The organism is Candidatus Nitrosopumilus sp. (assembly GCF_965223225.1).
Lineage (GTDB): Archaea > Thermoproteota > Nitrososphaeria > Nitrososphaerales > Nitrosopumilaceae > Nitrosopumilus.
Window position 1 is genome coordinate 264,140 of sequence record NZ_CBDCVU010000004.1, and the last position, 22,415, is coordinate 286,554.

The 22,415-nt window shown below is 35.1% G+C and carries 23 protein-coding genes; 13 read left to right on the forward strand and 10 right to left on the reverse strand.

Annotated elements, in window-relative coordinates:
* Nucleotides 1-78 precede the first annotated feature (78 nt).
* A complete protein-coding gene (locus ACOQN3_RS01815; RefSeq protein WP_420544783.1) occupies nucleotides 79-681 on the forward strand; it encodes a nitroreductase family protein in 603 nt (200 codons plus the stop codon).
* Between the two features lie 49 nt (nucleotides 682-730).
* Complete coding sequence (locus ACOQN3_RS01820) at nucleotides 731-2,038, forward strand: DsbA family protein (RefSeq protein WP_420544784.1); 1,308 nt, start codon at nucleotides 731-733, stop codon at nucleotides 2,036-2,038.
* A gap of 104 nt (nucleotides 2,039-2,142) precedes the next feature.
* Here ACOQN3_RS01820 and leuS read toward each other — a convergent pair whose 3' ends face one another.
* A complete protein-coding gene (gene leuS / locus ACOQN3_RS01825) occupies nucleotides 2,143-5,025 on the reverse strand; it encodes a leucine--tRNA ligase (RefSeq protein WP_420544785.1) in 2,883 nt (960 codons plus the stop codon).
* A 13-nt stretch (nucleotides 5,026-5,038) separates the two neighbouring features.
* Complete coding sequence (gene alaS, locus ACOQN3_RS01830) at nucleotides 5,039-7,711, reverse strand: alanine--tRNA ligase (protein ID WP_420544786.1); 2,673 nt, start codon at nucleotides 7,709-7,711, stop codon at nucleotides 5,039-5,041.
* Between the two features lie 248 nt (nucleotides 7,712-7,959).
* On the opposite strand from alaS, the gene ACOQN3_RS01835 reads away from it, so the two are divergent.
* The 3 genes from ACOQN3_RS01835 to ACOQN3_RS01845 all read left to right on the forward strand — a co-directional run bounded on the left by ACOQN3_RS01835 (nucleotide 7,960) and on the right by ACOQN3_RS01845 (nucleotide 9,560).
* Nucleotides 7,960-8,469 (forward strand): hypothetical protein, encoded by a 510-nt coding sequence (locus ACOQN3_RS01835; protein ID WP_420544787.1) that lies wholly within the window; start codon nucleotides 7,960-7,962, stop codon nucleotides 8,467-8,469.
* A 64-nt stretch (nucleotides 8,470-8,533) separates the two neighbouring features.
* A complete protein-coding gene (gene rpl12p / locus ACOQN3_RS01840; RefSeq protein ID WP_420544788.1) occupies nucleotides 8,534-8,842 on the forward strand; it encodes a 50S ribosomal protein P1 in 309 nt (102 codons plus the stop codon).
* 79 nt (nucleotides 8,843-8,921) lie between these two features.
* Nucleotides 8,922-9,560, forward strand: coding sequence for a trimeric intracellular cation channel family protein (locus tag ACOQN3_RS01845; RefSeq protein WP_420544789.1), 639 nt, complete (start codon nucleotides 8,922-8,924; stop codon nucleotides 9,558-9,560).
* On the opposite strand, the gene ACOQN3_RS01850 is transcribed toward ACOQN3_RS01845, so the two are convergent.
* Nucleotides 9,557-10,423 carry a 50S ribosomal protein L10 gene (locus ACOQN3_RS01850; RefSeq protein ID WP_420544790.1) on the reverse strand — a complete coding sequence of 289 codons (867 nt, stop codon included), beginning with the start codon at nucleotides 10,421-10,423 and terminating at the stop codon, nucleotides 9,557-9,559. The two genes, ACOQN3_RS01845 and ACOQN3_RS01850, sit on opposite strands and share 4 nt — an antisense overlap.
* Nucleotides 10,416-11,078, reverse strand: a complete 663-nt coding sequence (locus ACOQN3_RS01855) for a 50S ribosomal protein L1 (protein ID WP_420544791.1) — start codon at nucleotides 11,076-11,078, stop codon at nucleotides 10,416-10,418. Before ACOQN3_RS01855 ends, ACOQN3_RS01850 begins: the two co-directional genes overlap by 8 nt.
* A 189-nt stretch (nucleotides 11,079-11,267) precedes the next feature.
* On the opposite strand from ACOQN3_RS01855, the gene ACOQN3_RS01860 reads away from it, so the two are divergent.
* Nucleotides 11,268-11,699 (forward strand): Lrp/AsnC family transcriptional regulator, encoded by a 432-nt coding sequence (locus tag ACOQN3_RS01860; protein ID WP_420544792.1) that lies wholly within the window; start codon nucleotides 11,268-11,270, stop codon nucleotides 11,697-11,699.
* Here ACOQN3_RS01860 and ACOQN3_RS01865 read toward each other — a convergent pair whose 3' ends face one another.
* The 3 genes from ACOQN3_RS01865 to ACOQN3_RS01875 are packed head-to-tail and all read right to left on the reverse strand — an operon-like array spanning nucleotide 11,700 to nucleotide 12,849.
* Complete coding sequence (locus ACOQN3_RS01865; protein WP_420544793.1) at nucleotides 11,700-12,179, reverse strand: 50S ribosomal protein L11; 480 nt, start codon at nucleotides 12,177-12,179, stop codon at nucleotides 11,700-11,702.
* Between the two features lie 35 nt (nucleotides 12,180-12,214).
* The gene (locus ACOQN3_RS01870) at nucleotides 12,215-12,673 is read right to left on the reverse strand and encodes a transcription elongation factor Spt5 (RefSeq protein ID WP_420544794.1); all 459 of its coding nucleotides are present in this window, start codon (nucleotides 12,671-12,673) and stop codon (nucleotides 12,215-12,217) included.
* A 2-nt stretch (nucleotides 12,674-12,675) separates the two neighbouring features.
* Nucleotides 12,676-12,849, reverse strand: a complete 174-nt coding sequence (locus ACOQN3_RS01875; RefSeq protein ID WP_420544795.1) for a protein translocase SEC61 complex subunit gamma — start codon at nucleotides 12,847-12,849, stop codon at nucleotides 12,676-12,678.
* 39 nt (nucleotides 12,850-12,888) lie between these two features.
* Here ACOQN3_RS01875 and ACOQN3_RS01880 point away from each other — a divergent pair, with 39 nt between their 5' ends.
* On the forward strand, nucleotides 12,889-13,665 hold the full coding sequence (locus ACOQN3_RS01880; RefSeq protein WP_420544796.1) for a D-aminoacyl-tRNA deacylase: 777 nt from the start codon (nucleotides 12,889-12,891) through the stop codon (nucleotides 13,663-13,665).
* Complete coding sequence (locus tag ACOQN3_RS01885) at nucleotides 13,662-13,961, forward strand: MGMT family protein (protein WP_420544797.1); 300 nt, start codon at nucleotides 13,662-13,664, stop codon at nucleotides 13,959-13,961. The genes ACOQN3_RS01880 and ACOQN3_RS01885 overlap by 4 nt, the downstream gene beginning before the upstream one ends.
* On the opposite strand, the gene ACOQN3_RS01890 is transcribed toward ACOQN3_RS01885, so the two are convergent.
* Both ACOQN3_RS01890 and ACOQN3_RS01895 read right to left on the reverse strand, forming a co-directional pair.
* Nucleotides 13,958-14,413 carry a 50S ribosomal protein L19e gene (locus ACOQN3_RS01890; RefSeq protein WP_420544798.1) on the reverse strand — a complete coding sequence of 152 codons (456 nt, stop codon included), beginning with the start codon at nucleotides 14,411-14,413 and terminating at the stop codon, nucleotides 13,958-13,960. The two genes, ACOQN3_RS01885 and ACOQN3_RS01890, sit on opposite strands and share 4 nt — an antisense overlap.
* Nucleotides 14,397-14,801: a 50S ribosomal protein L32e gene (locus tag ACOQN3_RS01895; RefSeq protein ID WP_420544799.1), complete on the reverse strand. Its 405-nt coding sequence runs from the start codon at nucleotides 14,799-14,801 to the stop codon at nucleotides 14,397-14,399. The genes ACOQN3_RS01890 and ACOQN3_RS01895 overlap by 17 nt, the downstream gene beginning before the upstream one ends.
* A gap of 166 nt (nucleotides 14,802-14,967) precedes the next feature.
* Here ACOQN3_RS01895 and pckA point away from each other — a divergent pair, with 166 nt between their 5' ends.
* Nucleotides 14,968-16,590: a phosphoenolpyruvate carboxykinase (ATP) gene (gene pckA / locus ACOQN3_RS01900; RefSeq protein ID WP_420544800.1), complete on the forward strand. Its 1,623-nt coding sequence runs from the start codon at nucleotides 14,968-14,970 to the stop codon at nucleotides 16,588-16,590.
* Between the two features lies 1 nt (nucleotide 16,591).
* On the opposite strand, the gene ACOQN3_RS01905 is transcribed toward pckA, so the two are convergent.
* Entirely contained in the window at nucleotides 16,592-18,622 is a 2,031-nt protein-coding gene (locus tag ACOQN3_RS01905; protein WP_420544801.1) for a S8 family serine peptidase, read from the reverse strand.
* Nucleotides 18,623-18,699: 77 nt separating this feature from the next.
* Between ACOQN3_RS01905 and ACOQN3_RS01910 the strand changes: the two genes are divergently transcribed.
* From ACOQN3_RS01910 to argF, 4 genes are all read left to right on the forward strand, one after another.
* Nucleotides 18,700-19,320: a superoxide dismutase gene (locus tag ACOQN3_RS01910; RefSeq protein ID WP_420544802.1), complete on the forward strand. Its 621-nt coding sequence runs from the start codon at nucleotides 18,700-18,702 to the stop codon at nucleotides 19,318-19,320.
* Nucleotides 19,321-19,477: 157 nt separating this feature from the next.
* A complete protein-coding gene (gene pfdA, locus ACOQN3_RS01915; protein WP_420544803.1) occupies nucleotides 19,478-19,897 on the forward strand; it encodes a prefoldin subunit alpha in 420 nt (139 codons plus the stop codon).
* A gap of 10 nt (nucleotides 19,898-19,907) precedes the next feature.
* Entirely contained in the window at nucleotides 19,908-21,494 is a 1,587-nt protein-coding gene (gene ftsY, locus ACOQN3_RS01920; RefSeq protein ID WP_420544804.1) for a signal recognition particle-docking protein FtsY, read from the forward strand.
* Complete coding sequence (gene argF / locus ACOQN3_RS01925) at nucleotides 21,491-22,405, forward strand: ornithine carbamoyltransferase (RefSeq protein WP_420544805.1); 915 nt, start codon at nucleotides 21,491-21,493, stop codon at nucleotides 22,403-22,405. Before ftsY ends, argF begins: the two co-directional genes overlap by 4 nt.
* The last annotated feature ends 10 nt before the right edge of the window (nucleotides 22,406-22,415 follow it).

Genomic DNA, 22,415 nt, shown 5'->3' on the forward strand with positions numbered 1-22,415 from the left:
TCAGAATCCTGTAGGAACTGATCTTAAGCCCAAACTACCTTTTTATTAAAATAAATTTGGTGTTCTGAAAATATTTCTATGGATGTGTTTGAAGCAATCAATACTAGAAGATCAATAAAAAAATTTGATGCCGATCATAAAATGACATCCGATGAAATTGATCAAATCTTGAAGTCTGCAATACTATCTCCTACATCTTATAATATTCAGAATTGGCGTTTTGTAACAATCACAAAGCAAGAATTGAAAAACCAGCTATCTCGTCTATCTCATGATCAGAGACATGTGTCTGAAGCATCTTTAGTAATAATATTGTGTGCTGATCTAAATTCTTGGAATAAAAATCCTGAACGGTATTGGAAAAATATTCCCGAGGAACCTCGCAATACTATGGTTGAATCTCTAAAAAAATCATATCGCGATAAACCTCAACAACAACGTGATGAAGCAATGAGATCCTGTGGTATGGCTGCCCAGACAATAATGCTGGCAGCAAAATCTATGGGATATGATACGTGTCCCATGAAAGGTTTTGATTATGAAAAAGTTGGTAAATTAATTAATTTGCCTGATGATCACGTAATTGTTATGATGGTGGTGGTTGGTAAGGCCGCAAAACCTCCATCAGTACGTGGTGGTCAATTAGAACTATCAGAAATTGTATTTGAAGACCATTTTTAATTTCTAAATTACCTAAAAGAAATTAAACTAGAAAATCTTGTGTTACTATATGGACAAAGTTATTTTTTCTTTTACTGTGATATTTCTATTGTTTCTATCAGGAATTGACATGATATCCGAAATTTCAGCAGAAACTATGACTGAACTTTCGAGTGGCAAATCTCTCGATATAAGATTAGAATTTGATGATGACATTCAACCTCAAGATGAAACTAGATTAAAAATAGAATTTCTCACACCAAAGACCGATGTGATTCAAGTACATATTGATTATACTGTAAATATCAAAAACAATGGTGACCTCGTATTTGGACCAATTCCATTAACTCATACTAGTACTGGTTCTGTTTCTATTCCTGTAATATTCCATGAAGGAATTAATACTGTAATGGTTGATGTGGAGGGAATATTCTTTGCTCCTATTCCTAAAGAATCTGCTTCATTTGAAGTATCAGTTGGGCAACAAATTTCAGATCAAAATACAATGATTCTTGATAATTCTGAAAAAATTCCTGCCTGGATTAAAAGTAATGCAGATTGGTGGTCTAAGGATTTGATTGATGATGCAACATTTGTATCTGGAATTCAATTTCTCATAAATGAAGAAATCATTACTATTTCTGCTACGGTTGTTGATTCTAAAAATAAGTCTAATGCCATTCCTGCCTGGATTAAAAGTAATGCAGATTGGTGGTCTCAAGGATTGATTTCTGATAATGATTTTCTTAAAGGAATAAAATTTCTAGTTGAAAATGGAATTATTTCTGTTGAAACAGAAAAACCAAATCCAAATTTTTTTGAAATAGGTGGTGTGGATTTATCTCAAGCATCACCAATTCTTGGTTCAGATGATGCTATGGTTACAATTATAGAATTTGGTGATTATCAGTGCCCCAAATGTAAACAATGGTTTGTTAATACAAAACCTGAACTTGTTACAAATTACATTGACAGTGGAATAGTAAATTTGTATTTTGTAGATATCGTTTTTCTTGGAAATGATTCTCTTACTGCCTCATCTGCTACATATTGTGCAGAAGAACAAGGAATGTATTGGGAATATCATTCTTATCTATATTCAAATCAACGAAGAATTGATAGTGGTTGGGCAAATACAGATAGTTTACAAACTTATGCTAAAGTTCTAGGATTAAACACCAATGCATTTTCCAATTGCTTGAATTCTGGAAAATATGATTCATCTGTTGTATTTAATCTTGAGAAAAGTATTGAAAATGGAATTAAGGCAACTCCATCTTTTATTATCGTGGGTCCTGATGATAAAATCGATTTTATTGAGGGGCCACAGCCTTATGCTGTTTTTGAATCTGTAGTAGAATCAATGTTGAATTCTTAAAATGTAATCTGATGTTAGTCTATAATTAAAAATATTACATTTACTTATTTATGGAAATTTTATTAGTTTAGAGTTGTTTAAAATTAAAAAATTATCTGTTTACCTTATTCAATTAAAATTGCTGGTTTGAATGGTCTAGCGTGTTTGGCTTTTCCTTTCGGATCATAAATATCTGAATCTGTTTCAGAAAAAATTTGAATTTCTACATTGAATTCTTTCTTTCCTAATTCGGTTAACTCTTTTACAAGAAAGTTTTTTTCATCAAAATTACCTGATTTTATCTTTGTCTGTCTAATCTCTGTAGGTTCTGATAGAATGTCTTTTATCGTTTTTTGTACAAAGTCTGGAATTTTTTTTACATTTACAGTATCTTGATTTGCTATTAATTCTTTCATGATGACTCCCATATTCGTTTGACCTTTCATAATTTTTTCAAGTATACTGTGATACACTTTTGATTTGAATGAGTCCGCTGTGTATATTGTGATCTTTTTTGGACTCATTTTTGTAACCTTGAGAATATTTGCAATATCATTTATTGTTTCTTTTAACAACTCTTCAGATTGAATTGAAGTAGCATCTACGTGCTCTTGTGAAAATTCTGGCCAATCTGACATTGAGACAAACCCTGAATGCCCAAGCTTTTCCCATAATTCCTCTGATGTATGTGGTGCAAATGGTGATAACATTGCTACACGTATAGAATTTATTTGATGCATTATTTTCGCAGTATCTTTTCTGTTTTTAGCTTTGGTTCTCTTATGATACCAGCTAAGATCTGACTCGAAAGCAAATAGAATATCATGTAATGCCTCACGTAATCTCATTTTTTCAATTGCTGTAGTTACCTGGGATACTAGGATTTGAGTTCTAGATAGAATCCATTTATCTTCAGCTTCAAGTGGTTCAACCGTGTCGTTTTCATTTTTTATGCACTCGTCATAAAATAATTCTAATTTGTTTTGAATTCCTGACACTGATTCCATGTTAAAGTCTGCGTCTTGGAGTAACTCTGCTGAGATTATGATGGCTAATCTTATTGGATCTGCACCATAATCTCGAATTGCCTTTCGTAATGGTATAATGTTGCCCATACTTTTTGACATTTTGGAACCATTCATGAGTACTGATCCATTCACTACGATTTCACGTGGCCATTTTTCCTCTGGAAATATTGCAACGTGATTTAAGACAAAAAACGTCAAGTGGTTTGGAACTAAATCTCGGCCAGAATGTCTTGAATCAACTGGGTAAAAGTATTCAAATTCTTTTTTGATATTAGATATTGTCTCTTTTGGAATTTTTGTAATTTCAGAAACTTTTGTAATGTCTCCTTTGTTTAAAAAGATAAAATCAAAAAATTCTCTTGATAAATAATCTGCTGTAATAGTTTTGTCATTTACAAATTTGGATAGTGTATAATATGCCATGTATATTACTGAGTCTGAAAGACTTTCTACAATCCACTCTTTATCCCACGGTAACTTTGTCCCAAGTCCATGTTGTCTAGCACATGCTCTCTCTCTTAACCACCCTATGACATAATTAAACTCTGATTTAATCTCATTAGGTAAAATATTCATCGAGTCAAAACATTTGGTAGCAATTTTCTTCCAATTTTTATCCTTGTAGTTGAGGAACCATTGGTTATTGAGAACTTTTACAACACATTCTGTTCCACACCTGCATCTCACAGGTGTGTTTGTCAGCTCAAGTAGGATGTCTGCATATTTGTTTTCTATTAGCCATTCTTTTATGGTGTCTTTTGCATATGCAACTTTAATTCCAGAAAATTTTTCTGTATTTGCTCTTAATTTTCCTCCGTAGAATTCTTTTCCATAGATTTCTTTTGTGGCTTCTTCTAATTTTGGATCATTTTGATTTGTGATGCCTAATTTTTCTACTGTTTCTTTTGCAGGATTTTCTCCATATCCTTCTGTTTCAATAATTGATACGGGTTTGATTTCCTTAATCTTGGCAATTAACTCCGGTTCAATCTTTCCAGATTTTTTTATGTCCTCTAGTGCTTGATAATCAAAAGGGGCATGTGCTGGAACAGACATTACTATTCCTGTGCCAGTTTCACTTTCAACAAAACTTGCATGGAGTATTGGTATCGATTCATTTCTGTGTGGGACAGTAACATGTTTGCCGATTAATTCTGAACCTTTGATTTCACCATCATATGTAACCTTTTTATCCATGAATTCCAGCTTGTGTGCGCACTCTTTGCTTACGAGCCATTTTTCATCGTCAACTGTAACCTTCTTGTATGTTATTTCTGGATTTATCCATAAGTTAACAACTCCGAATATTGTCTCAGGTCTTAATGTCGCAGTAGGTATAACATAATCGTCTAATCTAAATTTGATCAAGATGTATTCCGTAAAATCTGGTTCTACATCTCCCAATGTGTCATGTTGAGATACTGGATTCTGGTCCTTTGGACACCATCCAACTGGGTGTGAACCTTGAATGATTAATTTTTTCTCTTTTAGCGTGTTAATTTGCCATTCTATGAATTTGCTGTAGACTGGATCAATTGTTGTAAATTCTCGTCTCCAATCAATAGAATATCCCATTTCTATCATGCCTGTTTTGATCTCTTCATGAAAATAATCTGCTATTTTTACAGGCTCTACAAATTCTTTAATTGACTCTTCTGGAACCCCGTATACCTCCTTCAAATTATTGATAATCTCTTTATCTTCAGATTCTATTCTCTTTGCCATTCCGAGAATAGGTGTTCCAGTATAATGAAATGCCATGGGAAATAAAACATTGAATCCTTTCATTCTGTAAAATCTTGCGTGAACATCTGCTAGTGTGTAGGTCCTTCCATGTCCTATGTGTTGAGGTGAATTAGGGTATGGATATGCAACTGTAATGAATTTTTTCTTTTTATTGTTAGGATTTGTTTCAAATTGTTTCTCTGCAATCCATCTTTCTCTCCATTTTTTTTCTATACTGCTCCAATCTAGTTTCATTATTTTCTCCACCCTATCCTAAAATCAATAACTTTGCCTTGGCTACAATTTCATCTTTTTTAGATGTGTCTTTTCCTCCTCCTTGTGCAAATTTGGAGTCTCCTCCCCCTGATCCTCCTAATAACGATGAGAGTTCTCTGGCAATGTCTCCTGCATTTTTGCCTGATTCGGTACCGCAGTATGCGATTACTCTGATAGTGGGGCCTGACTCAAAAATTCCACAGTATGATGATTTTGGTTCTTTACTGGTTATTTTTTTGCCGAAATTAATGTGGAAAAACTCATCATATTTCTCACTTGCTGTAAAACATTGTTTCTCTTTAATTTCTATGTCTTCTAAGTTTCCTGAATGTCCTGAAAGAATCTTCTCTAATAATATTGGTATTTTTTCTCTGGCTTTTTGTTTTGCTTCTTCTCTTTGTTTTTCTATTTCCTTTTTCTGAATGTTTTTCTTTTCTTGTGTTGCTTTTTCTTCTCTTTGTTTTTCCAAATATTCAAATGCTGTTGATCCAGAAACAAATTCTATTCTTATCACTCCATCTTGTATTCTCTTTGTTTTTGTAATTTTAATTAATTCAATTTCTCCTGTTGTCTTTACATGAGTTCCACCACATGCTTCTATGTCTTTGTTTTCAATTGATACAATTCTTACCGATTTCACCGGCACTACTCCTCCTTGATAAATTCTAAATCCGTATTTTTGTTCTGCAGTACCTCTGTCAAAATATTCTATTTTGACTGGAATGTTTTGTTTGACTAATCTGTTTGCTGTATCTTCGATTTGCTTTACTTGTTCTTCAGTTAATGAAGAGTGATGGGTAACATCTAATCTAGCATGATCTGCTTCTTTGAATGCAGAATGTTGCCAAATCCAAGAACCTAATACTTCTCTTGATGATGTGTTAAGTATGTGGGTGCTTGTGTGATTTTTTGTAATGTTCATTCTTCTGGTGACGTCTATTTTACATGATACCTTGTCTCCTTCTTTTGGAGTTCCTCCCTCTAATTTATGAACAATAATTCCTGCATGTTTGTCAACATCTATTACTTTGAAATTTGCTATGCTTCCATGATCTGGTTCCTGTCCTCCTCCTCGTGCATAAAATGAAGTTCTGTCAAGTATAACATAATTATCAAAAACCTTTAGAACTTTGGCATCAAATTCCATTGGGTCTTCTTTGTAAAACAAAAGTTCTGTTTCGGGAATATCTTCTATTGGCAGTTGTTTAACTGGATTTTTTTTGCCTGATTGATGTAAATCTGATAGTTTTGCATAAAATGAAGATGGTATTTCTGAAATCACATTGATCTCTTTTAGGTATTCAGGAGTTATGCCGTCAGACTCGTATAATGTTATTAATTCATCGACATTTGGATCTCTTCCTTTTTCTTTTAGTTTTGAGGCCATTTTTGCCATTCTTGATTTAGACTCTACGTATCTTTGAGATTCAAGTTTCAATATTGTTTTTACATCTTCTCTTTTTGTAGTTAATTCTGGATATGTTTCCTTGAGGTAATCAATATGCATATCCACTAATTCATTCATGTCTAGTCTGATATCCATTCTATCCATTGTTCCGATAATCCTTCTTAACATCATTCTTAGATTATAACCTCCGCCTACATTGCTTGGGAGTGCACCATCTGTTATTGCAAAAATTAAAGTTCTAAGATGATCTGCAATCAAATACATTCCTTCTAGAGGCGTAATCACTCTTTTGATTTGTTCATCTGATAACCCTGCAAATTCGATTGCGTGTTTTCTTACATCATTCAAATCGTCAAATATTTCTAAATTCTTGGCTATGGCTGTGAAATAGGATCTTAAAATTTGTGAATCAGAATCGATTCCTATTTTTTCAAACAAATGATTTGTTATTGGACCAAAGCAGCAATCATATGCTGTTGGTGTACCTTTTGTTATCCATGCAAATCTTTCTAGACCTGCACCCATGTCAATAATTTTCTGATCAAGTGTTGAATGCTTTCCTAATTCTCCTTGGAATTCTGTGAAAACTGCATTTCCTAATTCAAGTCCTCTGACAAAGTATTCTAATGATGATCCAAATGATCCTCCTCCTGCCCAAACATCTTCCACAAAAACAACTTCTTCTTTTTTAATTCCAAATTGTTCTGTCAATAACCTAAAATCTAAGTCAACACATTCGTCCTTCCAGTATCCTTGGTCATTTGGTATACTGTGTTGTCCTATCATACAAAAACTTGAAAAATGTCTCCCAGTAACTCCAACGTTTTCTAAATCTTTGAAACGTAAACATGTTTGTGGCACTACCAATGGATTTGAAGGAAATTCGAAGACTACTTTTGAGCCCATAACTCTCTGAAAATCCACAATTGACGCGATTGTAAAATACAGGTCATCTCGCCATCTACAAACTACTGGATATCTGTTAACTGATGTGTGACCATTTTTCACAAAAAAATCTTCTACCTGTTTCCATGATTCTGTATAATCAAATCTTTTTGCTGTAGGCGGATCACCTATGAATGAATATGTGTCTTCTCCATCATCTGGACATAGATGTCTGTTTGAATCTAACGTCCAAAAAAATCTTCCACACTTTGAGCAGTCTTTTCTGATAAATCCTTGTTCTTCGAATAATCTGACATTGTAATACCTTGCAGGGTCTGATGAAAATTCTCTAAGAATCTCACTTTTGTTCAATGTTCTGGCTTTTTTAGACCGGTATTAAGAATTACCGCATTAAGACACCAAAATCAAAATATTTTTTCTCTTATTTTGGTTGACTTTTCCTCAAGTATTCTGTTGTCTGAATAATGTTGAATGTTTATCTTAAGCGGAAGTGGTGTTTCTCACAAAAAATTAGTTTATTTAATCACATAGTCATGTGAGATACTTGTAAAAAACACGACAAATAATACATTAAATACAATATCTAATTCAGATTACTCATGTTTGGCAAAAAACCCTCTCTTAAGGAAGGATCTCATATATTTTCTACAAAAAAAAATGGTGAATATTATGATTTTATTTTTGGTGTAGTTACTGGAATGGAAGGTCGAAAAGTTGGAATTAATGGTGTAATTGTAAATCCTGTAGGATTAAAAAATAAAATTGCTCAGGGGAAGACCGGTGAGAGATCTCAAGAAATTCTAGAGAATCCAAATCCAGATAACGTTGTTCTAGCTCTGGTCTATAGAGTTGAACATGAGAACTTTACAGATGTTCTTGATCTTGATACGGATAAATGTGATCTAATTCCGCCCAAAGTCTATGCTATGTTAGATGGTTGGATCAGAGAATCACTGCCTGAATTTATCAATACTGTATTATCTCTACCGCCAGGTTCTGAAAGAGATGAGGCAAAACGTGTTTTGAAACAACGTATGGACACACTGGTGGATAAAAATCTTAAACGTACCCTTTATGCGGTTTGCCGAAGTCTTAAAATTTTAAATTAGAAATCTAATTCTAGGTGTGATTTCTCCATAGTTTTATATTATGTACCTGAAGAATTCCGGTACAATGGAATATGTTTACGCTGCTTTACTTCTTCACAAACTAGATAAAGAAGTTAACGAGGCAAACCTTAGCTCAGTTGTCAAAGCATCTGGTGCTGAAGTTAATGAAGCCCAAGTTAAAGCACTAGTTGCAGCCTTAGCCGATGTAAATATCGATGAGGCAGTTAAAGCCGCACCTGTGGCAGTTGCAGCAGCAACCGCACCAGCAGCAGATGCAGCAGCAGGTGGTGAAACAAAGAAAGAGGAAGCACCTAAAGAAGAGGGTAAAACCGAAGAAGCAGCCATGGAAGGATTATCTTCTCTATTTGGCTAGAAAACTTTACTTTTTTCAATTTACTTTTGATCTTTATTTTTATTAGTTTTAAGTAGCAAAAGAGTGCATATAGTGTTGTTTGGTAGATTATTCTATTACTTCTGACTTTTTCATTTATCTTTTAGATCTTTTTGGAACTATATCATTTGCAGTTACTGGTGCTTTCAAAGCGATTGAAAATAAATCTGATGTCGTTGGTGTTTTACTTCTTGCAACTATTACTGGTGTTGCAGGAGGAACAATACGGGATATTGTTCTGGGGAGGTTTCCTAATTCTCTTACTGATCCTGCATATGTCATATTGACTGTAGTTTCAGGAATTATTATTTTCCTCTTATACTCTCGTGTAAAACAACATTGGAATCTATTTTTAAAATTTGATGCTATTGGACTTGGTGTATTTACCATCATTGGAGCTAGTTTTGCGTATGGTATTTTCGGACTGAATTTCTTAGTAATCTTACTTTCAGGCGTTCTTACTGCCGTTGGCGGCGGCATATTGAGAGATGTAGTTGTAAATCAAATACCAATAGTGTTTATCAAAGAATTCTATGTGTCTGCTAGTTTTGTTGGAATTCTATCTTTCTACTTTATTTTATATTTTGGAGGAGACATTTATCAGGCAACTTTTCCTAGTGTACTTTTGGTAATTTTATTGCGGCTAATTGGCATGAAATACAATTGGAATTTGCCTAGAGCAAGAGAGCGTAGCGATTAGGAAGGAGTGTAATCTTTAGCTTGTCCTGCAAGTGCCCTTGCTTGGGAATCTGCTTTCTGTAATGTTTGCTCTTTTGTTTCATCTGTCATGTATCCTGATTCAATAGAAACTGATCTTGCAGATTGTGCAGCTTTGCTTAGAATTTGTGAAATATTCTCAGGTGTAATGTATGCTGCCTCAATTGAAAGTGATACTGCTTCTTGATGAGCTTGTGAAAATTCTTCTCTAATTTTCTCAACATCTATTATCATCTCCTGTTCTGCATACTTTAATCCGTCTTCTAGTGCTGTAAATAGTGAAATTCCTGCTTCTACAGGTTTGATATCTAATTTACCTAAAATTGATGCTAGCTTCTCATTGATTGCCTCTCCTTTCAATACTGGTGTACTGTCTTTTGCAATCCATATTGTACCTTGATCAATCTTGGTTGGAATTCCTGCTTCTTTGAATTCTGTTAGCATTGGTCCTGGTGCAATTCCTGTGTTCTTTGCAGGTACTACAATGTCTATGCTTGCAATATCTCCGCCCCTTGCAGCCATCATTATTTTATTTTTAGCAAGAAGAACGTTTAGCTTGAATGGTGATATGTTGGTAAACATGAACATACATTGTCCAGTAAGATCTCCTGCGATTTCTTTGATACCTGGTACATCTAATGATTCTAGTGCCTTTTTAGCAACCTTGTCTTTGATACTTACAAACTCTACATCGTCTTTCAAAATTTTTCTTAATGGTAAAATCTGAGTTGAACGTACCTTGTTCATTTTGATTAATGCTAACACTTTGTATTTTTTTGGAAGCTCTTGTAATTGCTGGTACATCTGAGCTTTTCGTTTAGGGTATGTAGTCCTATTTTCATGCAAATTTCTTCTTAACCTCTTGTATCTGTTTTACTGGTTTTCCCATTGTAGCCTTTATCATTACTCTCTTCATGTTTTTCTCTCCGTTAGGTAATTTTTTTTCAATTGCACTAATCACTGCATGTGCGTTTACCGCCAAGTCGGTATCATCCATGGTTTCATCTCCAATCTTACAAGACAATGACAGTGATGCTCTTGTTCTAACTTTGATTGAAGATCTAAATCTTTGCAAAAATGATTCTATAGGTGCATTAAAAGGAACTGGAGTTGGCATTTTTCCTCTTGGGCCTAAAAGCTGACCTAATGTTTTTCCGACCAGTGGCATTACTTGTGTATCTGCTAAAAAGAAATCATATTTGTTGATAAATTTTCGGGATTCTCTTTTATTGGTTGCAAATCTATCTAATTCTTCTGTACCTACCACTGCATCTGCATTAGCTTGTTTTGCTTTTTGCCCCATGTCTCCTGTGGCCATAACACATACGGTTGCAGGAGAACTGGTCTTGGGTAATTGAACTACTTCATTAATTGCAAATCCTTTCTTGACATCAATATCTTTAAAATTCATGATTAACTCTATCGACTGCTTAAATTTTCTCTCTTTAGTTGCAGCCTTTGCTTCCTTGACCATTTCAGCAAGCTGAGTCTCTGTAATCATTACGAAGGTTTTCTGGACAGCCTACTTAAAATCGTTTAGAGATTCGAATTCCTAACTATTGATTATTTTAAAAATTTTCAATTTTTTTTAAAATAATTGAACTCAGAAAGTAATTCTTTGCCAAAACCTACATATATTAAATCACAATCACAAAATCCTAACGCATTGCACAGATTTGATGATCTTGATATGAAACTACTATATGAATTGACCAATGACGGTTCAATTTCGGTTCCTGCACTGTCTAAGAAACTGGGAATTAATGCATCTGTACTTTACAGCCGAATTAAAAGACTGGTAAAGAAAAAACTCATCAAAAAATTTACTGTTGAAATTGATGACTCTCTTTTAGGGATAGGCGTTAAAGCATCTGTTGGTATAAATCGTGACCCAAAATTCAAAGATTCTATTCATAAAAAATTCCTGGAAACTCCAGAAGTTGTTTCAATTTCTGAAGTTACAGGCAGATTTGATATAATGGTCCAAATTTATGCAAAGGATTTGGAAGCGTTACATTCTATGGTGATAGATAAGATTGGTAAGATCCAAGGAGTTCAAAATACCGAAACTTTCGTAGAATTACAAAAAACTGACAAAGATCCCGTTTATCTAATTCAATAATTATTGGAATTTTTCGTCCCACTTACCTTCATTGATCTCAGCAGTAATTTCTTTTGGAGTTTTTCCTTCTACCTTAACTCCTAATGCCAAACATGTCCCAATGATTGTTTTTGCAACTGATTTCAATGATGAAGCATATGATTTCTCAAGTTTGGTATTTGCTACCTTTACAATTGCATCCATTGTGATTTCTCCTACCCAATCTGTACCTGATGTGCCTGAGCCTTTTTGAATACCTGCCTCTTTCATAATGAGAGCTGCTGCAGAAGGTATGCCAATTTCAATTTCATATTTTTTAGTGTCGCTATCTACTATTACCGTTACTGGTACTTTCATTCCTTCAAAGTCTTTTGTTTTCTCGTTAATTGCGTTGATAACTTCCATGATATTTACTCCTAAAGGACCTAAAGCTGGACCTAAAGGTGGACCTGCAGATGCTGCTCCTCCAGTTACTAATGATGATACCTTTTGTTCTCCCATTATTTTTTACCTCAATATGAAAAATTTAATCCTTCCTAAGCCTCACTTGATAATTTTAGATAATTCGCGTCTACTGTTACTGGTAGTTGATACGAAGCATCAAGCAATACTACTGTAGCTTCTTCTTTTTCTGTGTCTATTCTGGTTATTGTAGCTTTCATTCCTTTGAAAGGACCTCCGGTAATTTCAACTACATTATCTACTGCTAATTGTGATACTGTTGATTTCTTGATTAAGTACCCCTCAATATCTTTGAACTCTAATTCTCCCCTTAACTGTCCACGAATGTGCCTGACTCCTTCTACTGCCATATATGCGTCGCTTGGGTTAACTGCTTCAATAACCACATATCCTTTCAGATTGTCCACCAACAAAACTGATTGAATGTTAATTTGATTTGATTTTGCTTTTGCCTCTAATAATCTCATTACTACTTTTTCCTGTCCCCCTGTGGTTCTGATTGCAAACAGATGTGATTTTATTTCTTCAGACAATTTTATCTACCAAATGTAATCACAGAAAAGACAAACTGAATTGTAAATCCAATAGCACCTACGCCTGCTATTCCTAATAGTACTAATCTAAGATGTTGTTGGTATTCATCTTTGTTTGGCTTTTTAGCCATTTTCATAGTATTAGCCATATTTTTCAAAGTCTGCTTGGGGTTCATTGCTGAAAATTAATAGGGTGTCCTTATATCTCTTATCTAATGGAGCTGTTAATTGCGTATCATGATGATCCTGCTGGTTACAATATGGCAAAATTTCTTTCCAAAGATATGGAACTGGAGAATGGTATTTTTCGTGGAAAGTTTTATGATCTGATAATAATCCCAACACCTGCAATTTCTGCTGATTGGCTTGAGCAAAAATATGACTATGATGGATTTGTATTTCTCTCAAAACATGCTGCAGAGTCTGGAGTCCTGGCTCTAACTTGCCATAGTACTGGAAATTTCTCTGAGGCAAAATTTGGTGGTAATCCTAGACAAGTTGCTATTCCACACCCCGATCTTCAAAAAAAATATCTGCAGACATTGAAGGAAAATCAATCGAAATTTCCAGAATTTCAGGTCACTATTGAAGCAACACATCATGGACCTACTGCCCTTACAAAACCTACTATATTCATTGAAATTGGAACTACTGAAAAACAATGGACTGATGTATCTCTGTGTAACTCTGTTGCTTCTTTAGTTCATCAAGTTATGATAAATCCTGTTGATGAAAACCCTGTCGCAATCTGTTTTGGTGGCACTCATTATCCGTCAAAATTTACTCATGAATTACTTGAGGGTAAGTATGCACTTGGAACTGTAGTTCCAAAACATGCGTTAGATTCTCTTGATGATAAATTGTTTTCACATATACTATCACAAAATAAAATGGCTAAAACTGCCCTTTTAGATTGGAGTGGATTGGGTTCTAATAAACAGAAATTATTGGACTTTCTTGAATCAACTGAACTTGAAGTGATCAAAGTTTGAATTTACAACAAAAAATTTTCAAAAAATTGCTAGAAGTCCCTAAGGGCCAAATTACTACTTATGGTGAGCTCTCAAAGGCAGTAGGTATGAAAAATGGACAAAGAGCTGTTGGAAAAATTATGAATAAGAATCCCTATCCTGTAATAATCCCATGTCATAGAGTTGTTATGTCTTCGGGTAAGATTGGTGGATATGCATATGGGGATCATATCAAAGCAAAAATGCTTCATGATGAAGGCATAGAAATTAAGAATGGGAAAATTGTTGACTTAGAGAAGAAATTGTATAAGTTCTAATCTTTTCTTTTTGCTTTAATTTCTTCCATCAAATTTCTTAGATGTGCTTTGTTTCTAACTGTATTTCCGCCAACCTTTTTGTATAATGCCCAAAATTCTGGATTTGTTAAATCTTTTCTATCTTTTGCTATTTTGAGTAATCTTCTCAGAGAACGTACTTTTGCTACATATACTTCCTTCTTGCCTACTCTTGCTCCTTTTCTACCTTGTTTGGAACCCTGAGTTGTACCTCTTTTATTTTTCTGTGTTTTCTTTGTTTGTGCTCTTCCTCTAGAAGTTCCAGTAAATGATTTGATCTTGATTGTGTTAGCTGTGATTAGACTTCTAATGTTTTCTCTTGTAATTGCATCTGCAATATCATCTAGATGATCTGTATCAAATTTTATTCTGTGTACTCCAACACCAGTGACTCTGGATGCTAGTCTTTTTTTAGCTTTAAGATTTACTACCACTTACACTCACTCTCGCATTAAAAATTTTAAATTTATTCTCCACTGCTTTTGCAACTATTTCTTTTCTCTTTTTTGTCCCAACACTGTGACCAAATCTGATTCCGTCTTTTTTGGGATCTAATTTTTCCAAGTCACTCAAATTGTAAATTAGATTATCTGTAAATCCTGATGGGTGTAAGCCTCTTGCTTCTTTTGGTCCTCCATATCCTACTTTAACAAGACCTGGACGCCCTCTGCTCTTTTGTTTTCTTTGATGATGATCAATACCTTTTGGTTTTCTCCAATTTGTCTGGAGTCTAACATAACGCCAACTTTCTGGACGAACAAACTCTGGATTGTGCTCCTTTACCTCCTGTCGTTTTGCTATCTTTTCGTTATTAATTGGCATTAGAATGACTCTTGAAATTTGAAATAAATACGTTCCTAGAAATGAACACTCTCAGATCGGAAAGAGATAATAAGGAAAATCGTTTCGATTCGAAATATCTTATGATGCCTCTGATCCTTCTTTATGAAGTTATTATTACTCACACCCAAGGAGATTCTGTTATTCTATGACTGCTAATGCTGAAATTGTAGGAACCTTGCCTACAGAAAAGTTCTCATCCCAGCTAAAATCATTTGGGATCTCGCCATCAAAGGTACACCGCAACCTCACAGTAGACCAGATGGTAGAACTGGCAGTAAAAAGAGAGGAAGGCGTCATCAACTCAACTGGCTCTTTATCTGTAAATACCGGAAAATACACCGGACGTTCACCTGATGACAGATTTATCGTATATGATGATAAAACACACGACACCATAGACTGGGGAAAGATAAACCACCAGTTCCCATCTGGAAAATTCGAAAAGATTCTAGAAAAGATGAAGGCATTTGTTGATAACAAGGAGCTGTTTGTGTTTGACGGGTTTGTTGGAGCAGATCCTGAAACCCGTCTCCCAATCCGCGTAATCAACGACCACGTATGGCAGAATCTGTTTGCAAGAAACCTCTTCATCAGACCAACTGATTCAGAACTAGAAAACCACGAGCCTGAATTTACAATAATGTGCATCAATGATTTTACTGCTGTTCCAGAAATTGACGGGACCAGAACTGATGTCTTTATTCTGATTGACCTGACAAGAAAGATTGTCCTCATTGGAGGAACACAATATGCAGGCGAGATGAAAAAGTCAATGTTTGGAGTGATGAACTTTTTGCTTCCAGACAGAAACATCTTCCCAATGCACTGCTCTGCAAACATTGGAGAGAAAGGCGACACTGCATTGTTCTTTGGGTTGTCCGGTACTGGAAAGACCACATTGTCAGCTGATCCTAATAGGAAACTAATTGGCGATGACGAACACGGATGGTCTGATAATGGAACGTTTAACTTTGAAGGTGGATGCTACGCAAAATGTATCAATCTCAGCCAGGAGGCAGAACCTGAAATCTGGAATGCCATCAAACCCGGTGCCGTATTGGAAAATGTCGTACTGTCAAATGATGACAAAAAGACACCTGACTATGATGATAACAGCATAACTGAAAATACTAGGGTGGCATATCCTCTTGATTATATACCAGGTGCTGTAATCCCAAGTGTTGGTGGAAACCCACGGGTTATCGTATTTCTTACTGCTGATGCACTGGGGGTATTGCCACCTGTATCTAGACTCACAAAAGAGGGCGCAATGTATCACTTTATGTCAGGTTACACAAGCAAACTGGCAGGAACAGAACGCGGAATCAAGGAACCAAAATCAGTGTTCTCTGAATGCTTTGGAGCCCCATTCATGCCAAGACCTGCATCTGTCTATGCCAAATTGTTAGGTGAGAAAATCAACCAGCACAATACCGTAGTCTATCTTGTAAACACTGGCTGGTCTGGCGGCCCATACGGTGTAGGAAAACGAATCAAGATAAAATACAGCAGGGCAATGGTCACTGCTGCCTTGTCTGGTGCTCTGGATATCGTAAAGTACAGACATGATGATTTGTTTAATGTGGATATTCCAATGGAAGTTGATGGTGTTCCATCAGATGTGTTGGACCCAAAGAATACCTGGATTGACAAGGACTCTTATGATTTGTCTGCAAAGAAACTGGCTCAGATGTTCGTTGAGAACTTTAAGAAGTTTGAGGGCGTCTCACCTGAGATAGTTGATGCTGGACCAAAGATTCAGCAGTAGTTTAATTTCGCTTTATTATTCCTATTACTCCTACAACTCCAACAATTAAGGCAATTAAGGCAAGTTGTTTTTCTGGTATATCTATAATGTCTAATCTGTTTGATTCTGGAGGTAGTGAATTGATTTTAATTGTATCAAATACGTTTGTTGTGTTCTCATTTACTCTTATTTTTGCATCAACCCAATATTCTGCATTCTCATAAATTTCAATTGATGCTTCTCTATTGGGAGTAGTAGTTGTGGTGTATGTTTTTCCATCTTTAGAATTTGTTACTGATATTTTGGCAAAACTCCATTCCTCGGGATGTCTAATTTCAAACAACAGTTTGTTGTTTTGTTGGTTTGTGGATATGGACCCTTCTGAATAGTGTAACCAAAATGGAACAGTATATCTTACATTCTCGTGCATTATGATAATCCTACCCTCATGATCTCCATAATTTTCTCCATTGATGTTCATCTTTACTTGTAGTTTATTGTCTTCTAGAAAATATGCAAATTTAATAAATTCTGGAGCTATAAACTTTACATCTAGATTTTCTAATGATGCACCTTCAATTGGTTTTAACCCCAAAGATTTTTCCACAATTTTATTATCTATTGATGTATTTATGACAAAATTTGGTGGTGTTATCACCAATTTTGCTTCATATGCATTTTTGATATTTAATCTCCCTGCACCTGAATCTTGTAATGAAAATTCATTTCCATATACATCTGAGACTGGATCAACTGTAGTCAACAAAATTGATTTTATTTCGTGGTGATGAAAATTCTCATTTTTTTGAAGCAACAATGCAGCTGCGCCGCTTACATGTGGTGCAGCATAACTGGTTCCACTTGTAAAATTATATCCTCCGTTACTCTGTGTTGTATTTATATACGCTCCAGGTGCTACGATTTCAGGCTTTATGTAAAATGGTGATACAGGTCCTCTGGAACTAAAATGAGCTACAAAATCTGGATTATAAAATAACTGCATAATTGCTTTACCTCCATTCTTAATTGATTGTTTTATTTCTAATCCTTCTTCTCTATCTATAGACACTACAGGTATTTGAGGCTCATATCCTGGTTCGATGAACTCATGTGTTAATTCTCCCAAAAATATACCTGGAGCATTATTGTAGACAATCAAAGCTTTTGCTCCTGCATCTGCAGCATTTTTTTCTTTTACTGAAAAATACAAAAGTTCTCCTTCTACATCACTTCCCCTTTCAACTAGTAGGATTGAATCTCTTACATTGATCTTATCTAACTCTGTAATCTTTCCATAACCTCCAAAAGTTATGTTTCCAACAATTAATTCTTCTTGTTTTACTGAGCCAACCATGGGGATTACTGTATATGGTTTTTCATCAACTTCTAATGTTGCTACTAAACTAGATGTTAGATTATTGTAAGTTGCTCCCACAGTTACTGATCCAAAATTTAAACCTGGACTCCCAATTGTTTTAGGATCTGGTCCATCATTTCCTGCTGCAGTTACTACGAAAATTTCTTTTTCTAAAGCTAGGTTGACTGCTTTTTCAATTTTTGCATTTGTCTTATTTACTCCTAGACTTATGTTGATAATGTCTGCTCCATCCTCTACAGCTCTTTCAATGGCTTTTATGATTAATTCTGATGATACTCCTTCTCCGTCTTCTGATACCTTGTATGCAAGAATTTTTGCTTTTGGTGCTATTCCAGTGATTTGTCCATCTGCTGCAATTACTCCCGCAACTTGAGTTCCATGACCATTTGTATCTAAAGGAGGTTCTCCCACTTGAATAAAATTATATCCTCCAATAACTTTCCCTTCTGGACCCCATCCAAAAAGATCTGGGTGATTGAAATCTACTCCTGTGTCTATTACTGCTACCTTGATTCCAGATCCGTCAATTCCGTCTAGTCTTGGAATCTCTGTGCCGACATATGGCACACTTTTATCCAAATATGTTGTAATCTCATTTTCCATTTGGGATGTTTGTAGAATAATGAATCCAGACAAAGAACCAATAATCAAAGAAAAGATAACAATGTTTTTCATAATTCTTTTGAATTTTTCAAGAAGTAAAAATGAATTGTTTGCTAAACCAATAAATGGAATGGGGGATAGTACTCAGTATGGCAAAATATAATCTTCCTGAAATGCCCTATGCTTATGATGCATTAGAACCTCACATTGACGCAAGAACAATGGAGATTCATCATACAAAACATCATCAAACATACACAGATAAGTTAAACGCAGCACTTGAAACGTGTCCTGCTGAGATCCAAGATAAAGACATTCTTGACATCTTGTCTGACATTAATTCTGTCCCCGAGGACAAACGAGGTGCAATTAACTTCAATGGTGGTGGTTATGATAACCATAGGCTATTTTGGAACAATATGAAACCCGATGGCGGCGGAGAACCTGGAGGATCAATTGCTGATGCAATCAATGATTCATTTGGAAGCTTCGCTGACTTCAAAGAGAAATTTTCATCCACTACTGCTGTTATTCAAGGTAGTGGCTGGGGATGGTTAGTATACAATCCAACATCAAACAAAGTTGAATACAAATCAATGCCAAACCAAACTAGTCCAAGAACTGAAGGACTTGTGCCATTGTTAGGTTGTGATGTTTGGGAACATGCATACTATCTTAACTATCAAAACAAAAGACCAGACTACATTTCTGCTTGGTGGAATGTAGTTAATTGGGATGAGGTAGAATCCAGATTCTCTAAAGCAAAATAAAGTTCACATCTTTATTTTTTTATTACTGGGATCAGCGTCATTTCTATTTTTACACAATACATGCGCTGAAAAACAATTTTTTATCAATGCTTGGCCTATTTGCTATTTTTTAATCCTGTGAATGAATTTATAACCACAATGAAAAGATTTTCTGTAAATGAGTGAAGAACAAGCACAACAATTAATGCAACAAATGCAAATGCTTGAAACATATTTTTCAGACTTGTCTCAAAGAGAAACTACTTTTTTGAGTGTTTTAAGGGAGGCCTCATCTGCAATTGAATCTATTAAATCTCTTAATCAAAAATCTGAGTCTGATACTCTGATTCCTATTGGAATGGGCACATATGTTCCAACAAAAATTTCTTCAACTAACAAAATCGTACTGAATGTAGGTGCTGGCGTAGCTGTGGAAAAAGACTTCCCATCTGCCATAAATTATCTTGAAGCTAGAATTAAAGAGATTGAAGTTGCGTTACAAGATAATAGTGCAAAAAAACAAGATGCAGCTGCTAGTCTAGAACAAGGAAGGGAACAAATTAATCAACTCATGCAATCTACACAACCTCCTAATTGAGTGACTCATAATGTTTGATAAACTTCGTAAGGCATTTTCTAGTGCCGCGAAAAGTCTTGGTGAAAAAGAACTTAATGAAAAAGACATAGAAGATATCCTTTTTGAATTAGAAATATCTCTCTTGGAATCTGATGTTGCAGGTGAAGTGATTGATGAAATTAAATCTGATTTGAAAAAAAAATTAATTGGTTCTAAAATAGACAAAAATGAAATTGAAAAATTTGTAAAAGATAGCTTGATTTCAAGTATTTCTAACTTATTTGATAATGCAGGAAAAATTGATCTTTTTGAAAGAATCAACAAAAAAAAGGATCAAGAACAACCCTTCTTAATTCTATTTGTTGGAATTAATGGAACTGGAAAAACTACTTCGCTTGCCAAAGTTGCACACATGTTACAACAAGCAAAATACTCAGTAGTTGTTGCAGCTGCTGATACTTTTAGAGCTGGAGCAATTGAACAATTAAAAGAACATACTAATCGACTCAATTTGAAGTTAGTTGCACAAAATTATAATTCTGATCCCGCTGCTGTTGCAAGAGATGCAGTGTTGTATGCAAAATCACACAAAACAGATTGTGTATTGATTGATACTGCAGGAAGAATGCAAACTAGTAAAAATTTGATGGAACAGATTGGAAAGATTACCAAAGTTGTGAACCCTGATTTGAAACTTTTTGTTGGTGATTCATTGGCTGGTAATGATACTGTTAACCAAGCACGTGAATTTTATGAACATGTAAAATTTGACGGTTCTATTTTGACTAAAAGTGATGCAGATGCTAGAGGTGGTGCTGCTTTATCTATTGTAAAAATTACTTCTACTCCTGTTCTTTTTGTAGGTGTTGGACAAGAATATCCTGATTTAAAACCATTCAATAAGGAACTTTTTCTAGAAACTGTTTTTGGTTCTTTGGATGATGTTACAATTACTAAAGAACCAGAACCAACACCTGAACCAGAACCAACACCTGAACCAGAACCAACACCTGAACCAGAACCAACACCTGAACCAGAACCAACACCTGAACCAGAACCAACACCTGAACCAGAACCAACACCTGAACCAGAACCAACACCTGAACCAGAACCAACACCTGAACCAGAACCAACACCTGAACCAGAACCAACACCTGAACCAGAACCAACACCTGAACCAGAACCAACACCTGAACCAGAACCAACACCTGAACCAGAACCAACACCTGAACCAGAACCAACACCTGAACCAGAACCAACACCTGAACCAGAACCAACACCTGAACCAGAACCCAAAATTTCACCTGATGACCCATTTGAAGGAATTAGTGATGATGAAATAGCCACTTATTCTGATTTGTTTGATGTTCCTCCTCCAGAAAATGATGATGCAGCAATTAGGTTGAGTAATAAAATTCGTGATTGGATTAAAAATGGAAAACCAAATCCTGGTGAATCAAAAGTTGATAATAAAGTAGATAAAAAATATGATAAGAATGATAATGAAAGTAAACTTGTTGAGGACAAAAAAGAAGATGCTGATGACGATAAACCAAAACAAGATAAGCAAGAAAAGCCTAAAAAGAAACGCGGTCTCTTTGAATTCTTTAAGAAATGAATCTTAAAACAAAAGATCTTTTGACTTTGGCGGAACTAACTCCAAAAGAATTCTCAGGGCTGATTGATTATTCTATCAAATTAAAAAAAGATCTAAAAAATAAAAAAAATCATACCGAATTAAAAAATAAAACATTAACGATGATTTTTCAAAAACCTTCAACAAGGACTCGCGTAAGTTTTGAAACTGGTATGTATCAACTAGGAGGACATGCCATCAACTTATCTTCAAATGATATGCAGCTTTCTAGGGGTGAATCTGTTGAGGATACTGCAAAAACACTGTCTCGTTATTCTGATTGTATTATGGCACGAGTTTATGATCATAACTTATTGGAGGTTTTATCTAAACATGCAAGTATTCCAATAATTAATGGATTGTCTGATTCTTTTCATCCTTGTCAGATTCTGGCTGACTTTATGACTATTAAAGAAAAGAAAAAAAAATTCAAAGGGCTCAAGATTGCATGGATTGGTGATGGTAATAATGTTTGTAATTCCATGATTTATGGTGCGGCATTATCTGGGGCATCTATGTCTATAGCTACTCCTAAAGGGTTTACACCTGAGAAAAAGGTTGTTAAAGAATCAGAAAATCTTACAGAAATCACCTTGACTACTGATCCTACAACTGCGGCAAAAAATGCTGATGTTGTTGTTACAGATACATATTCCTCAATTCACAATGATGATCCTAAAAGAATTCAACAATTCCTTCCAAAATTTCAGGTTAATACTAAACTGATGAAATTTGCAAAGAAAAATGCGATCTTTTTGCATTGTTTACCTGCAAAAAGAGAACAGGAGGTAACTTCTTCCGTAATTGATGGTCCACAGTCTGTCGTGTGGGATGAGGCAGAAAACCGTCTACATACTCAAAAGGCTTTACTTGCTTCGCTAATTCACGCTTAACGTATATAAG

Bases quoted from the DNA above. Each gene is read 5' to 3' on its own strand.
- ACOQN3_RS01905 (WP_420544801.1), bottom strand. From the start codon at position 18,622: ATGAAAAACATTGTTATCTTTTCTTTGATTATTGGTTCTTTGTCTGGA.
- ftsY (WP_420544804.1), top strand. From the start codon at position 19,908: ATGTTTGATAAACTTCGTAAGGCATTTTCTAGTGCCGCGAAAAGTCTT.
- ACOQN3_RS01880 (WP_420544796.1), top strand. From the start codon at position 12,889: ATGGAGCTGTTAATTGCGTATCATGATGATCCTGCTGGTTACAATATG.
- ACOQN3_RS01865 (WP_420544793.1), bottom strand. From the start codon at position 12,179: ATGGGAGAACAAAAGGTATCATCATTAGTAACTGGAGGAGCAGCATCT.
- pfdA (WP_420544803.1), top strand. From the start codon at position 19,478: ATGAGTGAAGAACAAGCACAACAATTAATGCAACAAATGCAAATGCTT.
- ACOQN3_RS01875 (WP_420544795.1), bottom strand. From the start codon at position 12,849: ATGAACCCCAAGCAGACTTTGAAAAATATGGCTAATACTATGAAAATG.
- ACOQN3_RS01895 (WP_420544799.1), bottom strand. From the start codon at position 14,801: ATGCCAATTAATAACGAAAAGATAGCAAAACGACAGGAGGTAAAGGAG.
- ACOQN3_RS01820 (WP_420544784.1), top strand. From the start codon at position 731: ATGGACAAAGTTATTTTTTCTTTTACTGTGATATTTCTATTGTTTCTA.
- ACOQN3_RS01855 (WP_420544791.1), bottom strand. From the start codon at position 11,078: ATGATTACAGAGACTCAGCTTGCTGAAATGGTCAAGGAAGCAAAGGCT.
- pckA (WP_420544800.1), top strand. From the start codon at position 14,968: ATGACTGCTAATGCTGAAATTGTAGGAACCTTGCCTACAGAAAAGTTC.
- argF (WP_420544805.1), top strand. From the start codon at position 21,491: ATGAATCTTAAAACAAAAGATCTTTTGACTTTGGCGGAACTAACTCCA.
- ACOQN3_RS01815 (WP_420544783.1), top strand. From the start codon at position 79: ATGGATGTGTTTGAAGCAATCAATACTAGAAGATCAATAAAAAAATTT.
- rpl12p (WP_420544788.1), top strand. From the start codon at position 8,534: ATGGAATATGTTTACGCTGCTTTACTTCTTCACAAACTAGATAAAGAA.
- ACOQN3_RS01835 (WP_420544787.1), top strand. From the start codon at position 7,960: ATGTTTGGCAAAAAACCCTCTCTTAAGGAAGGATCTCATATATTTTCT.
- ACOQN3_RS01910 (WP_420544802.1), top strand. From the start codon at position 18,700: ATGGCAAAATATAATCTTCCTGAAATGCCCTATGCTTATGATGCATTA.
- leuS (WP_420544785.1), bottom strand. From the start codon at position 5,025: ATGAAACTAGATTGGAGCAGTATAGAAAAAAAATGGAGAGAAAGATGG.
- ACOQN3_RS01860 (WP_420544792.1), top strand. From the start codon at position 11,268: ATGAAACTACTATATGAATTGACCAATGACGGTTCAATTTCGGTTCCT.